28 protein-coding genes are annotated in these 26,472 nt (G+C 34.1%); 5 read left to right on the top strand and 23 right to left on the bottom strand.

The features are described 5' to 3' along the window. Positions 1–3 precede the first annotated feature (3 nt). On the bottom strand, positions 4–1,101 hold the full coding sequence (gene casK / locus ACUN26_RS07985; RefSeq protein ID WP_220388544.1) for a GAF domain-containing sensor histidine kinase: 1,098 nt from the start codon (positions 1,099–1,101) through the stop codon (positions 4–6). Positions 1,102–1,347: 246 nt separating this feature from the next. Beyond that, positions 1,348–2,241: a mechanosensitive ion channel family protein gene (locus ACUN26_RS07980; protein WP_000025244.1), complete on the bottom strand. Its 894-nt coding sequence runs from the start codon at positions 2,239–2,241 to the stop codon at positions 1,348–1,350. 349 nt (positions 2,242–2,590) lie between these two features. Between ACUN26_RS07980 and ACUN26_RS07975 the strand changes: the two genes are divergently transcribed. Then, the gene (locus ACUN26_RS07975; RefSeq protein WP_000540499.1) at positions 2,591–3,040 is read left to right on the top strand and encodes an NUDIX hydrolase; all 450 of its coding nucleotides are present in this window, start codon (positions 2,591–2,593) and stop codon (positions 3,038–3,040) included. A gap of 33 nt (positions 3,041–3,073) precedes the next feature. Here ACUN26_RS07975 and ACUN26_RS07970 read toward each other — a convergent pair whose 3' ends face one another. From ACUN26_RS07970 to asnB, 9 genes are all read right to left on the bottom strand, one after another. Continuing rightward, on the bottom strand, positions 3,074–3,622 hold the full coding sequence (locus ACUN26_RS07970; RefSeq protein WP_000816780.1) for a cysteine hydrolase family protein: 549 nt from the start codon (positions 3,620–3,622) through the stop codon (positions 3,074–3,076). Positions 3,623–4,058: 436 nt separating this feature from the next. Beyond that, complete coding sequence (locus ACUN26_RS07965) at positions 4,059–4,547, bottom strand: hypothetical protein (protein ID WP_000713449.1); 489 nt, start codon at positions 4,545–4,547, stop codon at positions 4,059–4,061. A 262-nt stretch (positions 4,548–4,809) separates the two neighbouring features. Then, on the bottom strand, positions 4,810–5,457 hold the full coding sequence (locus tag ACUN26_RS07960; RefSeq protein WP_001105130.1) for a nitroreductase family protein: 648 nt from the start codon (positions 5,455–5,457) through the stop codon (positions 4,810–4,812). Positions 5,458–5,554: 97 nt separating this feature from the next. Continuing rightward, a complete protein-coding gene (gene dat / locus ACUN26_RS07955; protein WP_000648382.1) occupies positions 5,555–6,430 on the bottom strand; it encodes a D-amino-acid transaminase in 876 nt (291 codons plus the stop codon). Between the two features lie 215 nt (positions 6,431–6,645). After that, on the bottom strand, positions 6,646–7,608 hold the full coding sequence (locus ACUN26_RS07950; RefSeq protein WP_000903334.1) for an ABC transporter substrate-binding protein: 963 nt from the start codon (positions 7,606–7,608) through the stop codon (positions 6,646–6,648). A gap of 234 nt (positions 7,609–7,842) precedes the next feature. Then, positions 7,843–8,859, bottom strand: coding sequence for an N-acetylmuramoyl-L-alanine amidase (locus ACUN26_RS07945; protein WP_000779880.1), 1,017 nt, complete (start codon positions 8,857–8,859; stop codon positions 7,843–7,845). A gap of 105 nt (positions 8,860–8,964) precedes the next feature. Further along, on the bottom strand, positions 8,965–9,294 hold the full coding sequence (locus tag ACUN26_RS07940) for a hypothetical protein (protein ID WP_000200454.1): 330 nt from the start codon (positions 9,292–9,294) through the stop codon (positions 8,965–8,967). A gap of 51 nt (positions 9,295–9,345) precedes the next feature. Then, positions 9,346–9,705: a GNAT family N-acetyltransferase gene (locus tag ACUN26_RS07935; RefSeq protein ID WP_000559960.1), complete on the bottom strand. Its 360-nt coding sequence runs from the start codon at positions 9,703–9,705 to the stop codon at positions 9,346–9,348. A gap of 94 nt (positions 9,706–9,799) precedes the next feature. Next, a complete protein-coding gene (asnB, locus tag ACUN26_RS07930) occupies positions 9,800–11,701 on the bottom strand; it encodes an asparagine synthase (glutamine-hydrolyzing) (protein WP_000333815.1) in 1,902 nt (633 codons plus the stop codon). Between the two features lie 217 nt (positions 11,702–11,918). Between asnB and ACUN26_RS07925 the strand changes: the two genes are divergently transcribed. Further along, a complete protein-coding gene (locus ACUN26_RS07925) occupies positions 11,919–12,383 on the top strand; it encodes an Hsp20/alpha crystallin family protein (RefSeq protein ID WP_001288081.1) in 465 nt (154 codons plus the stop codon). Positions 12,384–12,417: 34 nt separating this feature from the next. On the opposite strand, the gene ACUN26_RS07920 is transcribed toward ACUN26_RS07925, so the two are convergent. Then, positions 12,418–13,005, bottom strand: coding sequence for an SCO family protein (locus ACUN26_RS07920; RefSeq protein WP_000833349.1), 588 nt, complete (start codon positions 13,003–13,005; stop codon positions 12,418–12,420). A 335-nt stretch (positions 13,006–13,340) separates the two neighbouring features. Here ACUN26_RS07920 and ACUN26_RS07915 point away from each other — a divergent pair, with 335 nt between their 5' ends. Beyond that, positions 13,341–14,315, top strand: a complete 975-nt coding sequence (locus ACUN26_RS07915) for an MBL fold metallo-hydrolase (protein ID WP_001129605.1) — start codon at positions 13,341–13,343, stop codon at positions 14,313–14,315. 335 nt (positions 14,316–14,650) lie between these two features. Here the strand turns inward: ACUN26_RS07915 and ACUN26_RS07910 are convergent, their stop codons facing one another. The 4 genes from ACUN26_RS07910 to ACUN26_RS07895 all read right to left on the bottom strand — a co-directional run bounded on the left by ACUN26_RS07910 (position 14,651) and on the right by ACUN26_RS07895 (position 17,211). Continuing rightward, positions 14,651–15,493 (bottom strand): DegV family protein, encoded by an 843-nt coding sequence (locus tag ACUN26_RS07910; RefSeq protein WP_001169476.1) that lies wholly within the window; start codon positions 15,491–15,493, stop codon positions 14,651–14,653. 153 nt (positions 15,494–15,646) lie between these two features. Beyond that, positions 15,647–15,898, bottom strand: coding sequence for a DUF2535 family protein (locus ACUN26_RS07905; RefSeq protein WP_000629011.1), 252 nt, complete (start codon positions 15,896–15,898; stop codon positions 15,647–15,649). Between the two features lie 341 nt (positions 15,899–16,239). After that, entirely contained in the window at positions 16,240–16,983 is a 744-nt protein-coding gene (tatC, locus tag ACUN26_RS07900) for a twin-arginine translocase subunit TatC (RefSeq protein ID WP_000390131.1), read from the bottom strand. Between the two features lie 42 nt (positions 16,984–17,025). Beyond that, a complete protein-coding gene (locus ACUN26_RS07895) occupies positions 17,026–17,211 on the bottom strand; it encodes a twin-arginine translocase TatA/TatE family subunit (RefSeq protein WP_000492443.1) in 186 nt (61 codons plus the stop codon). 213 nt (positions 17,212–17,424) lie between these two features. Between ACUN26_RS07895 and trhA the strand changes: the two genes are divergently transcribed. Beyond that, on the top strand, positions 17,425–18,081 hold the full coding sequence (trhA, locus tag ACUN26_RS07890) for a PAQR family membrane homeostasis protein TrhA (RefSeq protein WP_000136879.1): 657 nt from the start codon (positions 17,425–17,427) through the stop codon (positions 18,079–18,081). Positions 18,082–18,122: 41 nt separating this feature from the next. Here the strand turns inward: trhA and ACUN26_RS07885 are convergent, their stop codons facing one another. From ACUN26_RS07885 to ACUN26_RS07865, 5 genes are all read right to left on the bottom strand, one after another. After that, complete coding sequence (locus ACUN26_RS07885) at positions 18,123–18,842, bottom strand: lysophospholipid acyltransferase family protein (RefSeq protein WP_000616563.1); 720 nt, start codon at positions 18,840–18,842, stop codon at positions 18,123–18,125. A gap of 111 nt (positions 18,843–18,953) precedes the next feature. Next, positions 18,954–19,589 (bottom strand): FMN-dependent NADH-azoreductase, encoded by a 636-nt coding sequence (locus ACUN26_RS07880; protein ID WP_000170039.1) that lies wholly within the window; start codon positions 19,587–19,589, stop codon positions 18,954–18,956. A gap of 236 nt (positions 19,590–19,825) precedes the next feature. Then, on the bottom strand, positions 19,826–21,811 hold the full coding sequence (gene pbpC, locus ACUN26_RS07875; RefSeq protein ID WP_001227254.1) for a penicillin-binding protein 3: 1,986 nt from the start codon (positions 21,809–21,811) through the stop codon (positions 19,826–19,828). Between the two features lie 157 nt (positions 21,812–21,968). Further along, positions 21,969–22,457, bottom strand: coding sequence for a dihydrofolate reductase (locus tag ACUN26_RS07870; protein ID WP_000637202.1), 489 nt, complete (start codon positions 22,455–22,457; stop codon positions 21,969–21,971). A 19-nt stretch (positions 22,458–22,476) separates the two neighbouring features. Beyond that, positions 22,477–23,433 carry a thymidylate synthase gene (locus tag ACUN26_RS07865; protein ID WP_000679621.1) on the bottom strand — a complete coding sequence of 319 codons (957 nt, stop codon included), beginning with the start codon at positions 23,431–23,433 and terminating at the stop codon, positions 22,477–22,479. Positions 23,434–23,632: 199 nt separating this feature from the next. Here ACUN26_RS07865 and ACUN26_RS07860 point away from each other — a divergent pair, with 199 nt between their 5' ends. Then, on the top strand, positions 23,633–25,090 hold the full coding sequence (locus tag ACUN26_RS07860) for a serine hydrolase (protein WP_000034327.1): 1,458 nt from the start codon (positions 23,633–23,635) through the stop codon (positions 25,088–25,090). A 50-nt stretch (positions 25,091–25,140) separates the two neighbouring features. Here ACUN26_RS07860 and ACUN26_RS07855 read toward each other — a convergent pair whose 3' ends face one another. Further along, positions 25,141–26,073 (bottom strand): aminoglycoside phosphotransferase family protein, encoded by a 933-nt coding sequence (locus ACUN26_RS07855; protein WP_000848159.1) that lies wholly within the window; start codon positions 26,071–26,073, stop codon positions 25,141–25,143. An 11-nt stretch (positions 26,074–26,084) separates the two neighbouring features. Then, positions 26,085–26,471, bottom strand: a complete 387-nt coding sequence (locus ACUN26_RS07850) for a VOC family protein (protein WP_001094652.1) — start codon at positions 26,469–26,471, stop codon at positions 26,085–26,087. Between the last annotated feature and the right edge of the window lies 1 nt (position 26,472).

The following is a 26,472-nucleotide window of genomic DNA, read 5'->3' as shown; positions in this document are numbered from 1 at the left end:
CCTTCAAATCGGCAATTGAATTTCTATTTTTGTACCCTTTTTTAGCTCTGTTGTAATTTGAAACGATCCCTTCATTAACTGAATACGTTCCTTCATACTTTTCAGACCAAGTGCTGATCCCCTTACTTGTTCTTGTATAAATCCTATTCCATTGTCTTCTATGTAAAAATGTAACTGGTTATTTTCTATTTTTAAAAGAACATGTACCTTTTCACACGAAGCATGCTTTTTACAATTATGTAGCGCCTCTTGGCTAATACGCCATAAAACTTCTTCTATTTCATCCCCAATTGAAACCATCCCATCAATTCGAACTTCCACTTGAACTCCTAATAACTTCCCGTAATTTTGAATTGCTTCTGCTAATCCCTTCTCTAATCCTTCAGGTCTTAATTGCCAAATTAATAGCGTCATCTCTTGTAATGCTTCTTGTGATAATTCTCCAATATAACTTAACATCTCTTGCAGACCTCTATCTTGCGTCATATTCAGAGTGCCTTTCGCTGTTAGCATAATAGAAAATAACAATTGTTTTACTGAATCATGTAAATCACGAGCCAATCGATTTCTTTCCGCTACCACTACATATTTACGTTCTTTCTCCACTAATTGAATACGTTGTATTGTCGTTCCAATTTGAAATGCAATCGCTTCTAATAACGCTAACTCTTCCTCAGAAAAATGAGTCTTATGAGGTGCAGCCACATTTAATAGACCAAATTTCTCTGATCCGGACCTAAGCGGAATTGTCGCATGATGTGTAACATCTTCTGTTTCACCCCAATTACATTCAATCGCATCTTCTATTCGCTTACATTCAATAATATTTGTCGCTTTTTCTAATCTGCCATTCACAAAACGCTCTACACACCAACAGTCTCCTTCACACATCGGCTTCTTCTCTTGCCACGTAAGAGCTGGTGGTAAGTTTTCGTCTACAAGCATACGGTGCTTTCCACTTTCATCAATAAAAAATATCCACCCTGTTTGTAAATTCATAACTTGTAACAATGTATGTAAAACTTTTTCTAACATGTCCTGTAAATTCGTTGCTTCATTTAACAATTCCGCAATTTCTTTTAATGCTTCTAAACGATGTATCTCTTTTTCTTCAAAGTTCATTCTCATCACCAACTATCATTATAACATTAAGAAATTTCTAAATTCTACAAATAAAAAGAGCTGAATTCCTTCAGCTCTTTTTATTTATCAATCATTTTTTTATTTTCCCTTTAAATTTTGACCGCGTAATTCTTAAACTGAACAACGCCAAGTAATGAAGTTACTTTTAAACCCTCTAAGACTCATCTACATCTATAAATCAGAATTCTAAATGTAAAGCTTTATTTAATTGTCTGACAAAAATTGTTCTCCACGGATATGCTGCAAACTTTCAGTAGTAACGAACATATTCGCTGCTGGCATTTGCACTTGATGTTTATGGAACATAGCCATTAATGCAAACCTTACTTGTCTAGAAGTTTCAAAATAATCTTCTGGTTTAATTAAACCTGTAATACAAAATTCATATCCAACATATTTAAGGTTAGGATTTAAGTCTGTAACACCAACATATTTAAATGGTTCAACAGCCTCATCCTCTACTCTATACAAACTTTGTTCCAAATTTTCATTGCATATCACACATACGTCTTCTAACAATTCCTTAACTCTTGTAGGGTCTTCCTGATAACTTACCGTGATGCGTTCAATTACTCGCATCCACCCTTTATTAAAATTTTGTATCGTTCTAATCTCTCCATGTGGTATGGTAAGTAGTTTTCCTGACCATTCACGTATTTGCATAAAACGAATACTAATTTCCTCAATAGTTCCTGAATTTGTTCCATTAAAAGTAACAAAATCGCCAACGCGAAACTCTTTGTCCGCTAATCTCGCAAAGCCTAATATGACATCTTTTAGCATCTGTTGCGCAGCAAAACCAATGACAACTCCCGCTATCCCTGCACCTGCAATGATACTTTTTATATCTACAAACTGACTAATTAAATAAATGATTAGACTGATGATAATGATATATCTAAAAATAGATCGAATGACACTTTGAATCGTCTGCTCTACCTCTTCATCAAAAAAGCTGGACTTTCTAAAAAACCAATCAATAATGCGATTAATAACAAACGAAATAATGATAAGAACTAAAGCAAATAGTAAAAATCTTAATAGTAAAAACTCCCTTACATAATTAAAAAACTCCTCCGTATACGCTAATATACTCATCTATCCACTTCCTTATTTTTTAAATTTTCATGTAGAGCTAATCTATTATAATTCCTTATTAATTATCTCAAAATTTTCTTTCGTAACTTTTCCCCTGACCTTTCATTTTACTTTCTTAACTATGTATTTGTATCCCTAGTACATCTTCAACAATATAACCCTTTCATTAATCTTTCAACTTCTGATGCCCTTTTCTATTTACTATAAATATACCCTTTTTAATAATCTAAAGGGAGATTACAATAGAAATTTTTATAAACAACTTTGTAATACTTACCTCATTTAAAGGAATACATTCACATAACACCGAATCATTCATTTGATACTTTTTTCACGGAGGTTACAATTAATGGGGTATATCGAAGAACTAAGAGAAATTGTTGGATCAAGACCACTCAATTTAGCAGGAGTTGCTGTAGCTGTTTTAAATGACCAAGGACAAATATTACTACAACAAAGACGAAATGGCATGTGGGGTGTTCCTGGAGGTTTTGTGGAACTTGGTGAATCCACAGAAGAAGCCGGAAGACGAGAAGTACTTGAAGAAACAGGTATTGAAATTGGTATACTTCAGTTAGTAAGTGTATTTTCAGGTAAAGAGTTTTTTGTGAAATTAGCGAACGGAGATGAATTTTATCCTATAACAATCGCTTACCTTTGCAAAGACATTAAAGGTGGCTTGCTAAAAGCTGACGGAGTTGAATCATTACATGTACAATTTTTTGATTTAAATGGGCTACCAGAAAACATTAGCCCGTTCATAAAAAAACTAATTGAGCAAAATGTCGTCTCAATTTAAACGTAAAAAGAGGCCTTTTCAAAGGCCTCTTTTTCACTTCACTTCTGCATGTAAACAAGATTTAAAATGTCCAAGTGCATATTCATGTCCTTGCGCATTAAAAGATGCAACTGCCTTTTCATATACAACAATTTTAAATCCTTTATTATAAGCATCTACTGCTGTATGAAGAACACAAATATCAGTGCACACCCCTACAAGATGAACTTCTTCTATTCCTCGTTCTCTCAACTTCATCTCTAGATCTGTTCCAGCAAATGCACTGTATCGCGTTTTATCCATATAATATACATTCGCATCATTTTTATATTTTTCGTATACATCTTGTAATTCACCGAATAAGTCTCTTCCATTTGTACCTGCTATATTATGAGGAGGGAACAACTTTACTTCTGGATGATATTCATCATTTTCTTCATGTTTGTCGATTGCAAACACTACATAATCTCCATTTTCAATATATTGCTTCGTTATATGTACAAGTTCCTTCTCAATTTCTTGACCTGGTTTCCCGCAAGTTAAAGCACCTTTTTCAGCTACAAAATCATATGTATAATCGATATTAATAAGAGCTCGTTTCATAACTACTATCTCTCCTTCTCCTGTTTCACAATAAACAATAGAAAATTTGTTATTACGACATCGTATGTACTATTCGACATTTCAAATGAAATACCTACATTTTTCTTGCAAAACTTAACTTAATCTAAGTTTATCATAAAACAGATATACTATGACAAAACATACTGTTCCTATTAGCATGTCATGGATTTGATAATTGAGTGTAACTTCAACCACCTCGTGTAAAGTAAACCAGATTATCGAAATTATCATACTAAGCAAGATAATACGAACAAATCGCTGCACACCTTCAACCTCTTACTCTTTCTTAGTAATAAAGAGTAATTTCTTACTATTCATACGTACTAGAAAGTGAAACAAATTATTCTCAACAACCCATTTATATCCAAATTAAAAAGTACACTACTACTTTAAGTAATGTACTTTTTATCCATAATTAAGATGCTGGCTTCGTTTCAAACGTCGCTTGATTAAAGCTAATGACTTTTCCTTTTGGGTCATTATTTTCAAACTGAGCTGCAGTAATCGTATGACTACCTGTCTCAAGTGTCTTTTCTTTTAATTGTACTGTTGTCTGTGTTGTACTAGTTACTTGATGTTTATCAGCAAATATTTGATCTACAAATACGAATGTTTCTTTATCGTTTTGAAAATTAGAAAGTTCTAATTCAACTTGCTGAATTAAAGTATCTTTTTTGATAAATACAGTCGGTGTGTTGCCGTTTTCAGAAGTACCATCTGGTGTAATGACTTTTACTATCCCTTCTCCAATTGGTACTGCCCCTTCAGGAAATACAACCATACTCTCCTCACTCGCATTTACAACTTGTTCTTCCTGATTTGACTGTGCATCCTCTTTTTCCTTTGGAGCACCACAGCCTACTAATAACAATACAGACAATCCAGCGATTATGAATTTCTTCAAAATTCATCCCCCCTGTAATTTCATTATAATTTATTATACAAAAATAACTTTGTAATTTTAAAACTATTTTTAACACTTTCATGAACAAATACTAGTAGCTTGCTCACGATTACTGTACCATACTTTCCTTAATAGAACATTAATTTTTTTAATGAAATAAATAGTAATTTTATCTTATTTATCATTTTAGCCCAACAAATTAATAACATACCTATCCAAAATAAAAAGACATTGTTATTTCAATGTCTTTTCTATATGGTGATTAAAAAATAAACGTTGTAATCTCATCTACTTCTTTTCTTGGAAGTTTCTTCGGTTTATCTTTCGGATAACCGAGTGAAATAACCATATTTATTTGTTTTTCGGTCTCAATTTGGAAATATTGTCTTAGTTCTTTTTGAGCTAACAATACAGGCCCTGTCATTGGACACGTACCAAGACCCTTCGCATGTGCAGCCAGCATTAAGTTTTGTGCCGCTAAACAGCTACTCTTAATTCCTTCCTCTTCCCACACTGCATCCGGAACGAAGGCAATTGGATCAAATATCTTTTCACGAAACTTTGATTCATAAGGTGTTGCCAAACATACGATTAATACTGGTGCCTCAGAGAAAGCTGTTGCATATGGCCCGAAAGAACGTGTAAGTAATTTCCCTGCTTTCTCTTCTCCATTTTCTGCTGCTTTTGCCGCAAGTTTATGTAATGCATCCCAAGTCATTTGTTCAATTTCTTTAATTTTCTCTCGATTCATAATGACTAAGAACTCCCACGTTTGCGAGTTCGTATCACTCGGTGCATAACGAGCGCAATCAATAATTTCTTTTATATCACTAGTAGATACTTCTTGTTCTGTAAACTTTCTAACACTTCTTCTTCCGTGGATTACCTCTTTAAAAGCTTCATAATTCATACATTAAATCCCCTTTTACAGCGTTTTCAAAACCTGTCCTATGTTTGAATTATATCATGAAAAAAAGCTGGGGGAATACCAGCTTTTTTCTTCATTATTAATTTGTCACTTTAAACAAACTAATACTTTCTTCATATGCAGATTGTAGTTTTTTCGTAATTGGTCCTCTTTCGCCGCTAGCAAACTGTTCATCGCCAATTTGAACAACCGGGAATATTTCGAGTGGTGTCGCTGTAAAAAAGCACTCATCCGCCTCATATACCTCTTGTAATGAAAATTCTCGTTCTTCTACTTCGATATGTAACTCTTTCGCTAATGTTATAACATAATAGCGAGTAATACCATGCAAAATAAAGTGATCAGCTGGATGTGTAATCAGTTTATCATTTTTTACTATGAAAAAATTAGAATGACATCCCTCTGTTACAACTCCATCTCGCACTAAAATCGCTTCTTGATATCCTTGTTCATTTATTTTATTTTTAATCATGATATTAGGAAGTAGATTTAATGATTTTATATGACAAAATTTCCATCTTATATCCTCCTCTATCGTTACTTTTATACCGACTTCCATCGTAGCGACTGGTCTTGGGAACGAAACAATATTTGCAAAATACGTTGGTTGAAGGTCTTTTTCATATACATGGTTTCTTGCTTGAGCACCTCTTGATATTTGTAAATATACATTACCATCTTCTTGAAATTGATTTTTTTCAATCATTTGATGTAGCTCTTCTACTAACTCTTCCTTTGTAAATGGTGCAATGAGTTTAATTTCTTCCATTGATTTAAAAAAACGCTCCAAATGTAAATCTAATAAATGTGGCTTCCCATCGTATAGTCTGAATACCTCATATATACCATCACCAAATTGGAAACCTCGCTCTTCTAATGCAACCATCGGCTGTTCTTTCTTCGTATTTACAATTCTCCCATTAAACAAAATCCAATCTTTATGAGTAGCTTTCATTCCTTCCCACTCCTTTATTACGTGATTGATTTTATTGTACAACTTAAAACGACTGAAAAAAAGGAATTTTCTGTATTTATATAAATAAAAAATGCATCACCTATTTAAAGTGATGCACTCAGCCATTCATTTATCCCGCTATTGACGGGCAGTAAAACTCTCACCTCAAGGTTAGGTGGGAGATAACGGCCCGTAATCGCCTGATTGGTTCAACTTTATTTCAGAAAATATTTTTCAATATCATCTAGCATTAGGTTTGCTGCTTTAATACCGCCTGCTGTATTCCAAATTACTTCATCTACTTGGAATACTTTATTATTTTTAGAGGCTTGTAGCTGCTTAAAGAGTGGGTCTTCTGTCCATTCTTTTGCTAACGTGTTTCCTTCATTCTTCTTATCGCCATCTTTATCAGATGTGAAATAGAATAAGTAGTCCCCGTCCATATTTGGAATTTGTTCTTTTGTAATTCCTTTTATCGCAAATTCATCTTTATCTTGTAATGGTGGTCGTTTAAATCCAATATCGTTTAAAACAACACCTGAGAATGAGTTCTTTTGATATATACGAACATCACCTGGAACGAAGCGAATAATAGAAACTTTAGAGCTTAATTTATCTCCTAGCTTCTCTTTCATTCCTTCAATACGCTTTTTATAATCTTCAATTGCCTTTTGACCTTCTTTTTCTTTATTTACAGCCTTTGTATAGAGCGTAAAGTTTTCCTTCCAATCTCCACGCAATGTTTCAGCGTATACAGTTGGCGCGATTTCTTTCAATTGTTCATATATTTTTTCATGACGCATTTTATTCCCGATAATTAAATCCGGCTTAAGCTTCATTACTGCCTCTAAATTAATATCACGCTCAGTTCCTACAACTTTCGTATCTTTTAACTCTTTCGCTAAATGAGGGTACCATTCATCACCCGCACGCGGTTTCGTAGTTCCAACTGGCGTTACTCCCACAGCTAGAAGAGCCTCTGCACCTTCATTTGTTAAAACAACAACTTTTTTAGGTGTACCATTTACTGTTGTTTCCCCCATTGCATGCTTTACAGTATAAGAATCTTTCGCTTTAGCTGATGGATCATTTTCTTTTTTTTCTTCTTTACTACACCCTGCGATTATAACCATAAGTATCATAATGCAGAACATAAACATTTTTTTAGTATGTAACATATGTCCTCCCTAGATGAAATCGATTATCATTAACAACTAAAGGTTAATGTATATTACATACATTGTCAATGTATATCAGAGAACTTTTTTAATATATACTATTTAGATTCTATCCGTTATTCAAATGTTTCTTTTTGAAACTATCTGTATAAGTATGTAAATAATGGCCGTTCTTAAAATGCGTATCTATGTTATATATAGATACGCATTCATATTACATTATAAATTTATTTCCTAATATCGATTATATTTAATATATGATGGATCATTATACACCCACTGATTTCCACCAAGGTTCAACCAACTGTTTTGATTAATAAATACTAAATAAGATTCTGGTTTATTTAATTTACGAATTACTGAAGAAGATGTTGATGGACCACTTCTTAAATTCACATTCGTTCCTTGTATATATGCGACACCGATTGCGCTACCATCACTATTGCTCGTCTTTACAAAATTAATGTAAGACGGGTCATAATACACCCACTGTCCGTTACCTAAGTCTAACCATCCGTTACTTTCTTGATATACGACATACGATTCTGGAGAGTTTAATTGGCGAATTACTGAAGATGATGTTGATGGGCCACTTCTTAAATTTACATTTTTCCCAAGTATATAAGCAATTCCCTTCGTTTGTGGTGTTGGCTGAGGGTTTGGAGGTTGTGGATTTGGAGGTTGTGGATTTGGAGGATTTGGATTCGGAGCTACTCCAAAAATAGCTGCTATTCCGTTTACATATGCTTGACATAGATCTTCAATAAATTGTGGGTTTTTCAATAAATTTGCATCAAACGTTGTATCAATAAAAGCAGTCTCAGTTAAAATTGCATCCATTGCAGTCTCTCTTAGTACTGCATAATTTGCTTTTTTTGCCCCTCGGTCACGAAGGCCGTATTTTGTTAATACAGGATTGACTGCTGCATGAATTTTTTGTTGCTTTGCATATGCGGAGCTACTGTTAGATAACCCATTATAAATATAACTTTCAAATCCAGTTCCACCGCCACTATTTATATGAAATGAGATAAAGTAATCTGCTCCAAAAGAATTAGCGATATTAGCACGTTCTGATAAAGAGATAAATACATCACTATCACGTGTCATTTTAATAGTAATTGGGTAGTTTGCAGATAGAATGTCTCGCACACGTCTCGCTATTTGAAGTGTTAAGTTTTTTTCTACTAAACCATTACCAACAGCACCAGAATCATATCCACCGTGACCTGCGTCTATTACAAGTTTCATATCACTGTCTCGTTCCTTTCTTTCGTGTAATAGGTTTACATTGCTACTCGTCCTATTTTATGTAAAATGTACAAGTTCCGTTACAATTACAAATAAAAAACCACCTTATGTAAGGCGGTTTCTATCATCTTGCTTTAACCAATTTAAAATAAATATATACGATTGATAGTGAATATAACGTATGCAAAATAAAATAAATAAAAGACCCATTCCAACACCGCTGTATAACAAACCGAACTTTAAAAAAATGTTCAAAAGTGGCGGGAAATTAGTAATATTTTGTACTGTAACAAGCATGCAAAACAAAATAAAAAACACAGGTACATATTGTAATTCGTACGGCTTTCTTTTCTTACTAGCTCTTTTCCGAATGAACTTATGGCTTAGTTCTGCCAAAATAAAACATCCTCCAATTAATACAAGACCAGAAGTCATTATCATGTATCCACCTGCCTTATATTTATTTTAGCACATTACTAATCATCGTTATATTTTCTTCACGTATGTTCCATCTTCTTCATTAAAGCCAAAGCTCTCTATGAAAGTTTTTGCTTGTTCTGTTAATTCCTTTTGTAACACTTTTATCTCTTTCACACCTCTTTGTTTCATCATCTCTTCAAATGTAAAATACGTATTTGTTCCATATCCGTAACTTTGATAATCAAAATGAATTATTAATTGAGATAAAACTACACTCTCTTCTTGAACACTGTAATCTATTACACCAATATATGTATCATCAACTTTTACGCAATACTGCACCTGTTTCTCACTTACATTATGCGAGCGGAACATTTCTTTAACAACGCTTTCATTTTCTACTGTTACTTTTTCAAACGCAATCATATGTTGTCCATCCTTTTACTATTATTGTATCAATAATACGTTCTATTTATGAAAAAAAACCTTAAGACCATATGCGGTCTTAAGGTTTTTCTTATTAAACTAAGCTATACGCACGTTTTGTTTCTTCGTGGAACTTATTCGTATCGTATTTATGCTCAACATAAATTTGGTGCCAAACCATAAACGCAAGTACAGTCCAAATTTTACGGCTATAATCGCCTTTATCTGCACAATGTGCTTCCAGTAAGTTTAATACATACTGTTTGTCGATTAAATGATCTGTTTTACTTTCGTTTATAATATTTATAGCCCAGTCATGCATTTCATCTTTTAACCAGTGACGAATTGGTACCGGGAATCCAAGTTTTTTACGATCTAACACGTGATCTGGAACGATTCCGCGTGCTGCTTCACGTAAAATAGCTTTCGTAGTTCCGTTAGCAATCTTTAATTCAGTTGGAATTTTAGATGCAACATCGAATACTTCTTTATCTAAGAACGGTACACGAAGTTCTAATGAGTTTGCCATTGTCATTTTATCAGCTTTTAATAAAATGTCACCACGTAACCACGTGAACATGTCAATGTACTGCATTTTACTTACATCATCATAATCTTTAATCTCGTTATACAATGGTTTCGTGATATCCATATAGTTAACACTTTCATTGTAGAACTTCATTAATTCCGCTTTCTCTTCTTCACGGAAGATTTTCGCGTTTCCATAGTAGCGCTCCTCAATTGGCGTACATCCACGCTCTAGGAAGCTCTTTCCTTTAAATCCTTCTTTAAGAGCACCGCTTAATGCTTTTAGAACGCTCTTACCTGGGCTAGGAATGTACGAGAACATTTTTAGTGAGTTTGGCTCACGGTAAATGTTATAACCACCAAATAGCTCGTCTGCGCCTTCCCCTGAAAGAACAACTGTTACATGTTTACGTGCTTCTTTTGCAACGAAGTACAATGGTACAGCTGCTGGATCTGCTAAAGGATCATCCATATGCCAAATAATTTTTGGGAACTCATCCATAAATTCTTTCGCTGAAATAAATACGTTATGGTTTTTAACGCCTAATTTCTCAGCAGTTTCTTTCGCAACATCAACTTCACTGAAACCACGTTGTTCAAAACCAACAGAGAACGTTAAAAGGTTCGGATTCATTTCTCTTGCGATAGAAGCGATAATAGATGAATCGATACCACCAGATAAGAATGAACCTACTGGTACATCACTTCGCATATGTACTTTTACTGAATCGTATAATACATCACGAATTGCTTGGATATGCTCTTCTTTCGTTGCGCTTGAAGCATTGAAATAAGGCTTCCAGTAGCGATGGATTTCCATCTCTTTACCGATTTCCTTTACGAAATAATGACCAGGCTCAATTTTATTAACATCAATTGTTAATGTTTCTGGTTCTGGACCATATTGGTACGTAAAGTAATGTTGTAGTGACGTTGGGTTTACCCCTTTGTCTTCCATTACATGCATAATACTTTTCTTCTCAGATGCGAAGAATGTAGTATCACCTTGTTGCGCGATATATAATGGTTTAATACCAAAGTGGTCACGTGCACCGAAAAGTTTCTTTTCTTCACGATCCCAAATCATAAATGCAAACATACCACGAAGATAGTCTACACATTTTTCTTTCATATGTGCATACAATGCAATGATAACTTCTGTATCAGATTGCGTTGCGAAAGTCGCACCTTTTTCAAGTAACATTTCGCGTAATTCTACATAATTGTAAATTTCACCATTAAAAATAATTACATATCGATCATTTTCATAAGTTAGCGGCTGATGTCCTGCCTCTAAGTCAATGATACTTAAACGGCGGAAGCCAAATTGTACATGTTCATCACGAAAATATCCTTCGTCATCTGGACCGCGGTGGAAAATCATCGTGTTCATATTTTCAAATTGATGTTTTTCTGTTTCTGAAAACTCTCTAGGGTTTTCACATAAACATCCTACAAAACCACACATACTTCTTACCCTCTTTCGGTTTTCATTCTGTTTCTATACTACTATATCAACCCTATTTATACTAGCATAATCAACTCAATATGGCGACCAAAAACTATAAAAAAATCACTCCATTTCACATTTTTAACATTTTTTTATGAAAACATGAAAATTAGGCAATCACCTTTCTCCGCTTTTGTCATATGATATTGCAAATTGATTTCTAGGAGGGAATACCATGAGTGAAGAAAAAAAAGATTCTTCTCGTCCACCGGTTCGCAATTATTTAAAGCAAATTGATGATTTTTTTGAGCAAACACCTCTTCGCAATGTAATCGCTGATTTGAATCATTTTTTCCAAAAAGGAAATCGTTTATTAACATTCCCTGTAGATTTATATGAAGTTGATGAAGAACTCGTTGTTACCGCTGAACTACCGGGTATACAAAAAGAGCAAATTCAAATTGAAATACAAACCGAATACTTAAAAGTCTCTGTAAAAGAAGAAATACTTGAAGAGGCAGAAGAACAAACATCTCATAACTATTATCGCCGAGAACGGTCTATTTCAGAAGCCGCAAGAATGATTAAATTGCCTTATTCCATTAATAAAAAAGCAGCGAAAGCTTCCTATCAAAATGGTGTGTTAGAAATTCGTGCACCGAAACTTCCACAACAGCATGACATTTTATCTATAGACTAATGTAAAAAAATAAGGGTGCTACGCACCCTTATTTTTAATCCACTAATCGCTTCATATCACGTATTATATCTTCGTACGGTGTATTACTAATACCGCTATACTTTTTCATTACTTTTCCATTTTGATCAATTAAATAAAATGATGTACCATGTATTACTTGACCGTTCTCTGGCTTATCTACAAGTGATTGGAAATTATCTTTTGAAAACTTTGTAATATCTTCTAACGAATAACCCGTCAATAAATTCCAATTACTAGTATCTTCTGTAAACTTTTGAATGAAAGCTTTCAGATTTTCTGGTTTATCAAGATCTGGATCTACACTAAACGAGACAAACTGAACGTCTAACTTCTCTTCCTTTGCCATCTTCTGTAATTTTGCCATATTAGCAGTCATTGGCGGACAAACTGTTTGACAGTTTGTGAACATAAAATCTGCAACCCATACTTTCCCTTTTAAATCTTTTGTACCAAATTGTTTTCCATCTTGATTTGTGAATTGGAAAGTTTCTAAATCCCAATTTAATGGTTTACGAAGCTTTGAGCCTGATCCACTACATCCAGCGAGTACAAATAGACAAAATACAACCATAAGACCAATTAGTTTTTGATAACGCTTCATTTATAAACCTCTTTTCTCTATCCTAAATTTAAATAGGTTATGCTCATCATAACAAAAGTTAACACTACGAGAAAATTGTTTACTGCATTTGTTCACGAAATCGTACGAATTTACGTATGATACTTCTTAATTTCAAGCGAATTACTAGACAAAATATGTTTTTTCACTATTATTTCTCTAAATCGTATTCGCAAAACAAAGCTCAATGTTAAAATTGTAAATACCTCTCCCTATTTTTTAACAATTAATTAAACATTAATCCATGTTATACACTGTATTCCTTAACAACATTTCGGTACAATACAACTACAACGATTTTAAATGAGGTGATGTTCATGGCAAAGCGCTATGAAAATATGGATAATGTCAGTACAAAAAAATCAATTCTTTCTTTTTTAAGATGGCGTAAAGAACGAAAGCTGAACAAAAAAGACTTTTCTTTTTTAGTAGAACAATCACCTGTTAAACAAAATGCATTTTTGCAAAGCAATGTTGAAAAAACGACAGTCACATGGGTGGGCCATTCTACTTTTCTTATCCAAACGAATGGACTTAATATATTAACAGATCCAGTATGGGCAAATAAATTAAAGTTAGTTCCGAGGCTTACTGAACCAGGTCTTACTATACAAGAACTACCTAAAATTGATATAGTCCTTATTTCACACGGTCATTATGATCATTTAGATTTTTCAACTCTTCGTCAGTTAAATGATGATGTTCTATATCTTGTACCTATCGGATTAAAAAAATTATTTACTCGTAAGAAATTTACGCATGTAGAAGAATATAAATGGTGGGAAAGTACGACGATTAATGAAGTTTCTTTTCACTTCGTACCTGCTCAGCACTGGACGAGAAGATCCTTATTTGACATGAATACATCTCACTGGGGTGGATGGATTATTGATAATGAAACGACTTTGGAAACCATTTATTTTTGTGGCGACAGCGGCTATTTCCAGGGTTTCAAAGAGATTGGAAAGCGCTTTTTAATTGATATTGCTCTTATGCCAATTGGCGCTTATGAACCAGAATGGTTTATGAAAGTATCTCATGTTTCCCCTGAAGAAGCAGTGCAAGCTTATTTAGATTTAAACGCGACACATTTTATTCCAATGCATTACGGAGCTTTTGCACTTGCTGATGAAACACCTCGCGAGGCAATAACAAAACTTCGAAGTAATTGGAATTTACGTATGTTACCGTGGGAACAACTGCATGTACTCTTTTTAGGCCAAACTTTTACTTATAATAGCGACACAAATAAAAAACAAGTACAAGAAAAAATCGAAACTTTACAAGTGTAATGTAACTACTTATTTTCTATATCCATCATATAATATAGAAAATCATAAAGGGTGTTTTCTATGAATGAATATTTACAGACTCGCTACATCATTAGCGGGAGCGCCTGTATAGCCCTTCTCATTTCTTACTTTCTATTCACATAAAGTGAAACTTTAATCAGTGGGGGTTGTTCATCATCCCCACTGATTATTAGCCTTCACCAATCGGGCATTTACGGACCGTTGATCTCACACCTAACTTCTTTGCTTTCGCTGAATTTTGAGGTGAGGGTCTTACTGTCCGTTAATGCGGGATAAAAAAGCTACTTGAAATATATTTTCAAGTAGCTTTTTTATTACTCTGCTAAATACATAAATCCAATTGCACCCGGACCTGTATGAGTACTAATAATAGGCGTTGTATAGAAAATTTCTGATTGAGTAAATCCACTCACTTTTTCCACAGCTGCTTTCATACTTTCAGCTAAAGGAATTGCTTTTGCATGCGGAATCGCAACAGCTTTTACAACTTTTCCTGCTGTATCTTGCTCAAATAACTTAGCTAACGTTTTTACAATTTGGCCTTGACTGCGCACTTTCGTTACAGGGTTATAAACACCGTCTTCAAGGCTAGCAATTGGCTTTATATTAAGTAGCGAACCGATAAACGCTTTTCCTTTACCGATACGTCCACCCTTCACTAAGTTTTCTAATGTATCTACCACTACATATAAACGAGTATTCTTTCTCACTTCATCTACACGTTTTAAAATTTCTTCTAGTGAGCGTCCTTCATTTGCCATTTTTGCAGATTCTATTACTTGATATGCTAAAGCATGTGTAATAAATTGTGAATCAACAACTGTTACTTTTGTATCAGTCATCGATGCAGCACTATTTGCAGTCGCAACAGTACCACTCATTCCACTTGTCATATGGATAGAAAGTACTTCACTTCCATCTTCACCTAGCTTGTCATACATTTCTACAAATGTACCCATAGCTGGTTGTGATGTTTTTGGTAGTTCCTCTGATTTAATCATTTCTTCAATAAACTCATCAGGTTGTAAATCAACGCGATCTAAATATGTTTGTCCATTTACAGAGATTGATAATGGTAGAACATGAATGTCATACTTCTCGATTACATCTTGTGATAAATCTGCCGTTGAATCTGTTACAATTTTAATTTTTTGCATACTATCCTTCTTCCCTTTCCAATACGCTCTCCTTGTTATTATACTAGCATTCCTAATGCTTTCAACAATTTCGAACGAAATTTCATCAAATTAATTATATTTTTATACCTAAAATAAAAAGACAGAGTATTCCTGACTCTGTCCTGCTCTAATTTATGCGTTTTTTTCAAGGGTATTTGTTTTATATACATTTAAATAATCATTCCACTTCAAACATTTTTGTAAATATTCACGGAAAGAATACGAAAATCTTGGGTGCTTTTGTTTTTGAATTTTTGCAATAAATAATTGAAGACGAGACTGAATTAGAAACGATAATGGATGCTGCGCCTGTAGGACAGGGATTTCGAATATTTTAATACAATCCCCTGTTGAATGAGTGAAATAAAAACTTTTCGTAATCACAATATCAATCCTCTTTTTCATTGGATTTTGAACTTCCTCTACTTTACGCTGTAACACGTTGTTTAAAGTGGAGACTCCTTTGAATACAAAAGTATCCTTAGATGATCCCTTTAGTCCTTATGGTTAGTAGATTTATTCTCTATTCATCTCCACCTAATCCATCCCCCGTCCTAATTATCACGTGAGACGGGAATCTCGTTATCCGTAAATTGCTTAATACATTCAGTATAAACTTATAAAGGTGCAAAGTTTGTCTAAATTTTGGAGATTCTATTATTTTTTTCTTCTTTATATTGTATACGTTTATAGCCATAGTATAACAAATAATTAAAAAAGTGCCTTTATAACGAGGCACTTTTCGACTGTATTTCTTCTTCCCTTTTCTTTTTTCGCTTACTAACAATCTTTGATAAGGCAATACTAATTTCATAAATACAAATAAGCGGTACCGCAACTAAACTATGAGATAAAAAATCTGGCGGTGATATACACGAGGCAATGATAATCAATGCTACGTAAGCATACCTTCTTATTTTTATTAGAAACTCCGCCGTAAGTATGCCAATACTCGTTAAAAACATTACCACTACAGGTAATTCAAAAATCACAGCAAATGGAACTGTTAAATTAAGTACAAAATGAAAATACTTTTCTGTCGTAAACATCGTATTAAACATTTCATTACCTATCGTAGTTAAAAAATGAAATAAAAACGGCATTACAATAAAATATCCAAAACTTAAACCTGCAATAAATAATATAGACAATACCGGTATATACATTACAGTCATCTTTTGTTCATTTGGATGTAAACCTGGTTTTACAAATAACCAAATTTGTATAGCAGCAAAAGGAATTGTACAAACGATAGCAAATACTGTAGCAATCGAGAAAAAAATCCACAATACATCACTTGGACCGAGAACAGTTAATTTCATTGGTAAATCTTTTACAAGCCAAAAATAAATATCCTTCGTAAAAGTAAATCCAATAATTAAAAATAATACAAAGGATAACACTGTATAAATTACTCGTTTGCGAAGCTCAACGATATGTTCTACTACACTCATTTCCCGATCTTCCATCTCGTTCACCACACTTTACTTATCCATTACGAGGAAAATCCATTACATTTTTTCTTTCTTTTCCTTCTCTTGAAATGCGTCATCAGTCAATTCTTTCGTTGATTTTTTGAATTCTTTTAACGTTTCCCCTAAAGCCTTTCCGATTTCCGGCAATTTTTTAGGCCCAAATAATATTAGTACAGCTACTAAGATTAAAATTAACCCTGGAAAGCCAATATTTGAAAACATTTCCCCATCCCCTTTATTAGTAGATTTCTTGTCCTACTATTGCATAATTTTATTTTGTCAAAAAAGTTTGAAAACGTCAACAAATCCATCGTCTTTTGTCAAAAAAATTCAAAAATATAATCAATTATACAAATTTCATTTTCTATTGCTCTTGTGTATGATATGGTAAGGGAAATGACATATTATTTTATGATAGTAGAAAGGATTTGCATTATGACTGAAAAAATGACACGAATGACACATTTTGTGAAAGAAGAAATTGCAAATGCAATAACACATGGTATCGGTGCCATTTTAAGCATCCCTGCCTTAATTATATTAATTATTCATGCGTCTAAACATGGTACTGCATCTGCTGTTGTTGCATTTACCGTTTATGGTGTAAGCATGTTCTTACTGTACTTGTTTTCAACGTTGCTACATAGCATTCACCATCCAAAAGTAGAAAAATTATTTACTATTTTAGATCACTCAGCCATCTATTTATTAATCGCTGGCACATATACTCCTTTTCTACTCATTACACTTCGTGGACCTTTAGGTTGGACGTTACTCGCAATTATATGGACACTTGCAATTGGCGGTATTGTCTTCAAAATTTTCTTTGTACGCCGTTTTATAAAAGCATCAACTTTATGTTACATCATTATGGGCTGGCTCATAATCGTTGCTATTAAACCACTTTACGAAAATCTAACTGGACATGGTTTTTCACTACTTTTAGCAGGTGGCATTTTATATTCAGTCGGGGCAATCTTCTTCCTTTGGGAAAAGCTACCTTTCAACCATGCCATTTGGCACCTCTTCGTTTTAGGCGGTAGTGCAATGATGTTCTTCTGTGTACTCTTTTACGTCTTACCTGCAGCGTAATAAAAAAGGTTTCAGCTTGATGAAAGCTGAAACCTTTTTTATTACTTATGTAATTGTGATGCGATAACATCCTGTGTATGCTTCGTTAATTCTTTAATATCCATATTCGCATACTCTTCAGGTGTAATCGGCTTAGAAATCGTTACTGTTGCATGAGCTCGTTTCATACGATTTCCATTCGCTTCAAACATTTTATATGTACCATCTAACGCTACAGGTAAGATTGCTACACCAGATTTTACTGCTAGGTGAAAACTACCAGCTTTAAACTCTCCAATTTCGCCACCCTTACTTCTCGTTCCTTCAGGGAAAATTACGATAGAATGTCCATTCTTTAATAGTTCAATTCCATCTTTAATCGCTTGAAGAGATTGACGACGATCATTACGAACCATAAATACACAATTCATAAGTTCCATCCAAGTTGGTACAACTGGAAACTTCTTAATCTCTGCCTTTGAAACGAATCCAATTGGTTTATTTAAGTAACCTAGTAAAACAGGAATATCCATATTACTTTGATGATTACTTACAACTAGTACCGGCTTGTCTTTCGGAACATTTTCAAGCCCTTTTACTTCTACTGCCCCACCAGCAACACGTACCATTTTTTTACCAAACCAATTTGTCGTTTTATACACAGCATTATCTTTTTCTTGCGGTGACATCGTATTTACTTGTTTTTTAAGACGCCACATTCTCGGTGTAATCGCAATTACAATTAAAATTAAATAAAAGATTTTAAAAAAAGTTTGAATCATACAGAACCCCCACCTATTATCATTCCGACCTTCATTATACTAGACAAACGAAGGAAAAAGAAGAAAAAATGTCCAAACAACAAGTGTTTGGACATTTTTAAGTATTCTATATTAGAAACGTTTTGCTAATTCACGTGCGTTAGCAATTGCTGCTTCTTTAATTTCTTGTGCTTTTTCAGGATTAGCATTCATACCTTCAACTGCAATATATTCAGTTTCATTTACACCGATGAATCCTAATACTGTTTTCAAGTGATTACGACCGAAGTCTACAGCTGCGTATGCTCCTTCAGAATAAACGCCACCTGTTGCTTGAATGTGAAGTGCTTTTTTGCCTTCTAATAAGCCAACTGGACCATTTTCAGTATATTTGAATGTTTTACCTGCGATTGCTAAGTTATCTAAGTATGCTTTTACTACTGGTGGATAGCTAAAGTTCCACATTGGAGTTACGAATACATAACGATCTGCATGCATAAATGTTTCTAAGTTTGTGTTCATTGCTGCAACTTTTTGTTGTTGAACTCCTGTTAAAGTTTCAAAGCCTTCACCTGCTGCAAATTTACCCCAAGCAGCAAATACATCTGCATCAATTGCTGGTACAGTCGTATTGAATAAATCAACTGTTACAACTTCGTCTTGTGGATGCTCGTTTTTATAAGCTTCGATGAAAGCTTCTCCTACTGCCATTCCGAAAGAACCTTCTGCTGAATTTGGATTTGCTGTGATAAATAGTACTTTTGTCATTGTATTCTCTCCCTTTAATTTTATCTTTAATTTGAGATTTATAATTCGAAAGTAAATAACTTACCTTATGTAAGTATAATACAAAATCTCTCGCTTCATGTCAATAAAAAATAGCTACTTTTTTTTCGTAAGTTAATAAGTTGTTTTGTAATCTATAAATTATATATTTCCATTTAAAATGTTAACTAAATAAAAAACTACCTCCATATTTCATGGAGATAGTCCTTCATCAACCTTTATTTTTGAAAAATATGTTTCACTTTTTCAGCTGGAATGTTACTTCCACCTCTACCTTTTACATCTTCAATCATCATTGTAATGACCATATCAGGTGCATTTAAATCAAATGCAGCGAACCAGCCTAGTTCTTTTCCTTCGGCCTCTTTAGATACTTTTAATTCCGCTGTACCTGTTTTTCCAGCAAGGGTCATACCATCGATTTTAGCAATTTTCCCTGTACCATCCGGATCATTAATTACTTTAGTCATAGCAGTTTTTAATATATCCTGATTTCCTTTTGAAATGACATTTTCTTTCCAAGCTTTTGGTTGTTTATCTGTTTTAATGATATATGGTGACGGAATTGTTCCATCATTTACAATTGGCGCATATGTTAAAGCTAGATGAAGAGGAGTCATTAACACTTGTCCTTGACCATATCCTGTATCTGCCATTTGAATATCATTTTTAATACCATCATTTGCGATTTTAGAAGCTGGGAATCCATATTCAATTGGTAATTTCTCATCGAATCCGAATTTTTTCGCTTCACTCATAAATTTATCTTTTCCGATTTTTAAAGCTTCTTGTGCGAAGTAAATATTATCCGAATATTTCATTGCCTTATCCAAATCAATCGGATTTGCATCTTTCACACGTGTTACGTAATAATTGCCCCAAGAAGAATCTTTTGTCCATTTCAATCCTTCAATTTTCAATTCTTCTTTTGGATCAATCGTTTTCGTTTCAAGACCGATTGCAGCTGTAATTGGCTTAAATACAGAACCTGGTACCGATAATTGTGTAAATCGGTTCGTCATCGGTTTTTTCGGATCATTATTCCAAGCTTCACGTTGTGCTTTCGATGTTCCTCGTGCAATTAAATTAGGATCATATGCTGGACTACTTACAAGTGCAATTGTTTCTCCACTTTTCGGATTAATTGCCGCACTTGAACCAACTTCGCCCTTCATTTCATTATACGTTTTTTCTTGAACAGCACTATCGATAGTTAAAGTTACATTTTCTCCATCAACAGCTTCTGTTTTTGCTAAATTTTTAATTTCTTTTCCTTGTGCATCTTCTACAAAGACACGGCCACCTTTTTTACCGCGTAGCTTTTCTTCCAATACTTGCTCTAATCCAGCTTTACCAACTGGCTCATCAGCTTGGTAGCCTTTCTTTTGTAGCGTTTTTAAATCTTCAGCATTTATCTTTCCGATATAACCAGTTAGATGAGCTGCCGCTTCCCCTAACGGATATGTACGAACATTTACAGGTTTTGTTGCAACACCAGGTAAATCAATATACGTATTTTGCGTTGCCCCTTCAGGTAAAATTCCAATTGGTACAAGATACCCTGGTTTTACCCATTTAGCAGTTAGTTTTTGATCAATTTCTTCTACAGACATATTTAACAACTTAGCTACTGCTTCTTTCGTTTGCGGTGCAGTTTCATCTAATTTTTCTGGAACGATTCCGATCTCAGAAGCTTTCCCATTCGTCGCAAGACCTTTTCCATTACGATCGTATATTTCACCACGTTTTGGCTCTGTCGTTTGCATACGCACTTTACTATCTTTTGTCATGCCAGGGAAAATGAAATCAGGTGTCCAATCTATTTTCCAAGATTCTTTATCTCCATCTTTTTCTTTCACCATTTTTGCTTCATGACCAAAAGTGATTTTACCACCAACTGTATCCATGCTTACTTTAAAAGGAACAGGGCCTTCATCTTTTTTATCTTCTTTTACTTCCCCTGTTTCTACCTTTAAGTCTTTCACTTCAATACCAGAATAAATTTTTTCATATTTCTCAGTAAACTCTTTCTTGGAAATATCTTTTTTTGCATTTTCTGATAATTGATCGTACATATCTGCAAATTTTTGTTTATTCCATGATTTCACATATGTATCAAACGCTTCTTGTGGTTTTTCTTCTTTACCACATCCAACTAACATGAATGTTAAGCAAAGAAAAAGAATCCCCCATATTTTTCTCAACTGATTCTCCTCCTCTTTCTATATTAATACTTTTGAAAATTTTAGCATTTTTCACATGCTACCTTTCATTATAGCACTATTGAATACCATCTATAAACTTACATTTATAAATACAAATAAAAAAAATTGATGCGAATACTCACATCAATTTTTTTTATTATTGTTGTTTCTCGTATACATGGTAATAATACGTATACGGATTTTTTTCATCCGTTAAACCTTTTTCTACAAAAATCTCTTTCCAATTTGTCATATCCATTTCTGGGAAGAATGTGTCTCCTTCAAATGCGTGGTGGATTTTTGTTATATATAACTTGTCTACATACGGTAAAAAGAGATCATAAATTTGCGCTCCGCCAAAAATAAAAATCTCTTCTTCATTTTTACATAGTTCAAACACTTCTTCTACAGTATGAGCTACTTCGCAGCCTTCTACATGATACCCTTCATTACGAGTTACAATAATATTACGTCTTCCAGGCAATGGTCTACCAATTGCTTCATAGTTCTTTCTCCCCATAATAAGTGGGTGACCCATCGTTGTTTTCTTTACATACTGTAATTCACTCGGTAAACGCCAAGGTAAGTTATTATCTTTACCAATTACTCTATTCTCGTCCATTGCGACCATAAATGAAACAATCATCTTGTCATCTCCTCTACAATTACACTGCAACCGGTGCTTTAATCGCTGGGTGTGGATCATATCCTTCAATCGTTAAATCTTCCATCTCAAAATCAAACACAGATTTCACATCTGGATTTAATGTAAGTTTCGGGAACGGACGTGGTTCACGTGCCAATTGTTTTTCTACTTGTTCAAAATGATTCGTATAAATATGCGCATCTCCAATTGTATGAACAAATTCTCCTACTTCAAGACCACATTCATGTGCAATTAAATGTGTTAGTAGTGAATAACTTGCGATGTTAAATGGAATTCCAAGGAAGATGTCGCCACTTCTTTGATATAGCTGACAAGAAAGTTTTCCGTCCGCTACATAAAACTGGAATAGCGTATGACAAGGCGGTAATGCCATACTCGGTACGTCTTCAGGATTCCAAGCAGAAACGATTAAGCGACGTGAATCTGGCGTTTTTTTAATCATTTCAATTACATCTTTTAGTTGATCCAGTGTTTCACCAGCCGTCGTTTTCCAAGCACGCCATTGCTTGCCATATACGTCTCCTAAGTAGCCATATTTATTCGAAAAATCATCATCTTCTAAAACATTCTTTTTAAATAGGTCCATTTGCTCATCATATTGCACTTTAAATTCCTCATCTTGTTGTGAGCGAAGACCGAAATCTGTCATATCAGGCCCAGTATACTCGTCACTTTCTACCCAGCTCTTAAATGCCCATTCATTCCAAATGTTATTATTATGCTGCAATAAATAGCGAATGTTTGTATCACCTTTCATAAACCAAAGTAGTTCACTTGCTACAAGGCGAAATGGTACTCTCTTTGTGGTTAATAAAGGAAATCCTTTACTCAGATCAAAACGCATTTGATATCCAAATACAGATACAGTTCCTGTCCCTGTACGATCTTCTTTCTTCGTACCGTGCTCCATTACATGGCGGCATAAATTTAAGTATTCATATTCAGCATGTTTCATATGTAGAAAAACCTTCTTTCAATCTTATATGAAATTTATCATAACATGAAAAACAACAAATTTAATAATCTTGATAAATAAAAATTATTTTCAGTAATTCTTACAAAATTATTAACTTTCCATATTTAAAAAGGTTTTCATTTTCTATTACCGAAAGTATAGTGCGGTAGGACAAAATTTAAATTTGGAGGTTAGAATTATGTCTAAAATTGAAACTCCTGTTATGACTTCGTTACAAACTACGGTTGAAAAAATGATGAAGGATTTAAAAGTTCCTGGTGCTGCTGTAGCTGTTATAAAAGACGGTGAAGTTATTCTTTCAGAAGGTTTCGGCTATCGAAATATAGAAACAAAAGAGGCTGTTACACCGAGCACCCGGTTCGCAATCGGTTCCTCAACGAAAGCTTTTGGCACACTTTCATTAAGCTTGTTAGCACAGCAAAAAAAGTTTAATTGGGATACTCCTGTCCAGTCTTATATACCTAACTTCTCTTTATGTGAACTACTTGCTACCTCACAAGTTACAGGACGGGATTTAGCCTCTCACCGCACTGGAGTGAGTCGTCATGATGCTCTTTGGTACAGCTCTTCCTTATCTCGAAAAGATCTCGTTGAAAAAATAAAACATTTACCACTTGATGCACCGTTCCGAACAGCATTTTTATATAACAACTTAATGTATGCGACAATTAGCTGCATTGTTGAAAACATTACAAATCAAACGTGGGAGCAATACGCTACAGAACATATTTTAGAACCTTTAAATATGAGGCATACAAACTTCTCTGTTACAGATTCACAAATTACAGAGGATTATGCTTTACCTTACATTGAAAAAGACGGTGAAATAAAAGAAGTTCCATTCCGTAACATCGATACAGTTGGCGCTGCTGGGTGTATTAATTCTACAATTGAAGATATGGTAAATTGGGTACTTCTTCACTTAAACAAAGGAAAGTTTGGAGATCATGAATTAATCTCCTCTGAATTATTACAACAAATGTATACACCACACAATTCAATTCCAGATCAACCAGTTCTATCACTCCCTGAATCTCCATTAAATAGTTACGGCCTCGGTTGGTTTATTAGCGCTTATCGTGGTAACAAAGTGATTCATCATGGCGGTAATATTGATGGATTTTCGGCACTTGTTTCATTCATGCCAAAAGAAAATGTAGGTCTTGTCATTTTAACGAATGCTGGAGGCACATTACTTCCTACTTATCTTGCTAACCAAATTTATGACGAGCTACTTGAATTAGAAGGCATCGATTGGCATAAACGTGCTGTAGAAGATACTGAAAAAATGAAGGAAATGATGAAAGAAGCAACTGAATCCCTTCCTGAGCAAATTAAAGGGACTACACCTTCTCACAAATTAGAGGATTATACTGGTACTTTCGAACATCCTGCATACGGAACATTACAAGTATACAAGCGAGATGATTCATTATTTGTGCAATTCATGGAAATGGACATTCAATTAACACATCATCATTACGACATCTTCTCTGCAAAAGTTGACTTATTCCGAATGAAAATGAGTTTATTATTCGCTTATGAAATGAGTGTGAGTGGTGAATTTCCATCCCTTCAGTTACATGTGCCAGCTACGTTAAGTACTCAGCCGCTTATATTTAAGAAAATTAAATAAGTATTTTGATGGTAAAAAATAAAGATAGGTGCGAATTACACCTATCTTTTCTATTTCATATCAATCTTATCTGATTGAAACCAAATCGGCTTCGATAACTCAAAGTTATTATGATCCTCTAAAACTATAGTAAGACGCTCTAACATATCATCTAACATATGCGGTGCTGCTCGTAATGTCCAGACAACTGATGAGAAAACTGTCATGCCGACGTACACCGCATATAATTTCCAGAACTCCTCTGGTATTCTCCTATTAAAGTATCCTTCTATTTGTCCGATTGAATACGGAATACTAATGTCTCTTGCAAATAGTGCAATTTTTACAAAATCATGAAGTGGGTCGCCCCAGTCATAACCATTAAAATCAACAACACCTACATATTTCCCATCCCGCACAATTATATTTTCTAAATGAAAATCATCGTGTTGAAATCGATTTGGGCGGTTTTGTACATACATTTCATTTTCATCTATAAACTTAATGATTTTATCATCATTTTTTATTTTTATTCCGCATGTTTTGTATGCCTCTAAATATTTTCGATGTTTTTTCATGGCTCTTTCATACCATGGAAGTATACCCTTAGGAGCTTCATATGTATGCATTTTTGCTAAATCTTTTCCTGCTTCTATACCAATATCATATTGTTCTTTTAGTGTATATGTAGGCAACAATTTTTTCGCATCTTCTCCTTCTATATACGAAAAAACACCGTAGCATAAACCTTCTTCTTCCAACAAACCCATTTCAATTGGCCTTTGTGCTTGCACACTACGTTTTTGCATTTCATTTAAAATTTGAAACTCTATTTTCTTTCTTTCAAACTCTTTTATATCGCCTGTCCGTAACAAATACTTTTCATCTTTAATAGTCGTAATGATATATTTTTTATCAGGTGAGAAACCTTTAGAAATTTCTTCAATATTTGCTGCATCCTTTACTATTTGTATATTGTTTTGCCGTGCTGCAATTGTCTTCATGTTTATTCCCCTTACATTTCTACATTTGGTGTATACGCTACTTCTATAATAAATCCATTCGGATCGTAAAAATCAACCGTATAGTATCCGTCCGAATAATGATTCATTTCTATCGGACCACGTATTACCTTCACTTTTGTACTAGCAAGAAAATCTGCTACTTCATCAACTATTTCTCTACGAGTAGCTTGATAACAAATATGTCTAGGCCCTAAAGTCCTTACAATTTCCCCGTCCACCTCTTTAAAATATATTTCACTTTCTCCCGTACTATATGCTACTTCATTTAACTTTCTCCATCCAATTATCGAAAACAATTTATCATAAAAAGAAATAGACTCCTCTAAATTCGCGACCCAAAATTCAATATGATGAATACCTGCTCGAAGTGTATTCATA

The organism is Bacillus sp. WC2503 (assembly GCF_052682895.1).
Note: the sequence above shows the minus strand (reverse complement) of the source record. Positions and strands in the feature narration are given on the sequence as shown.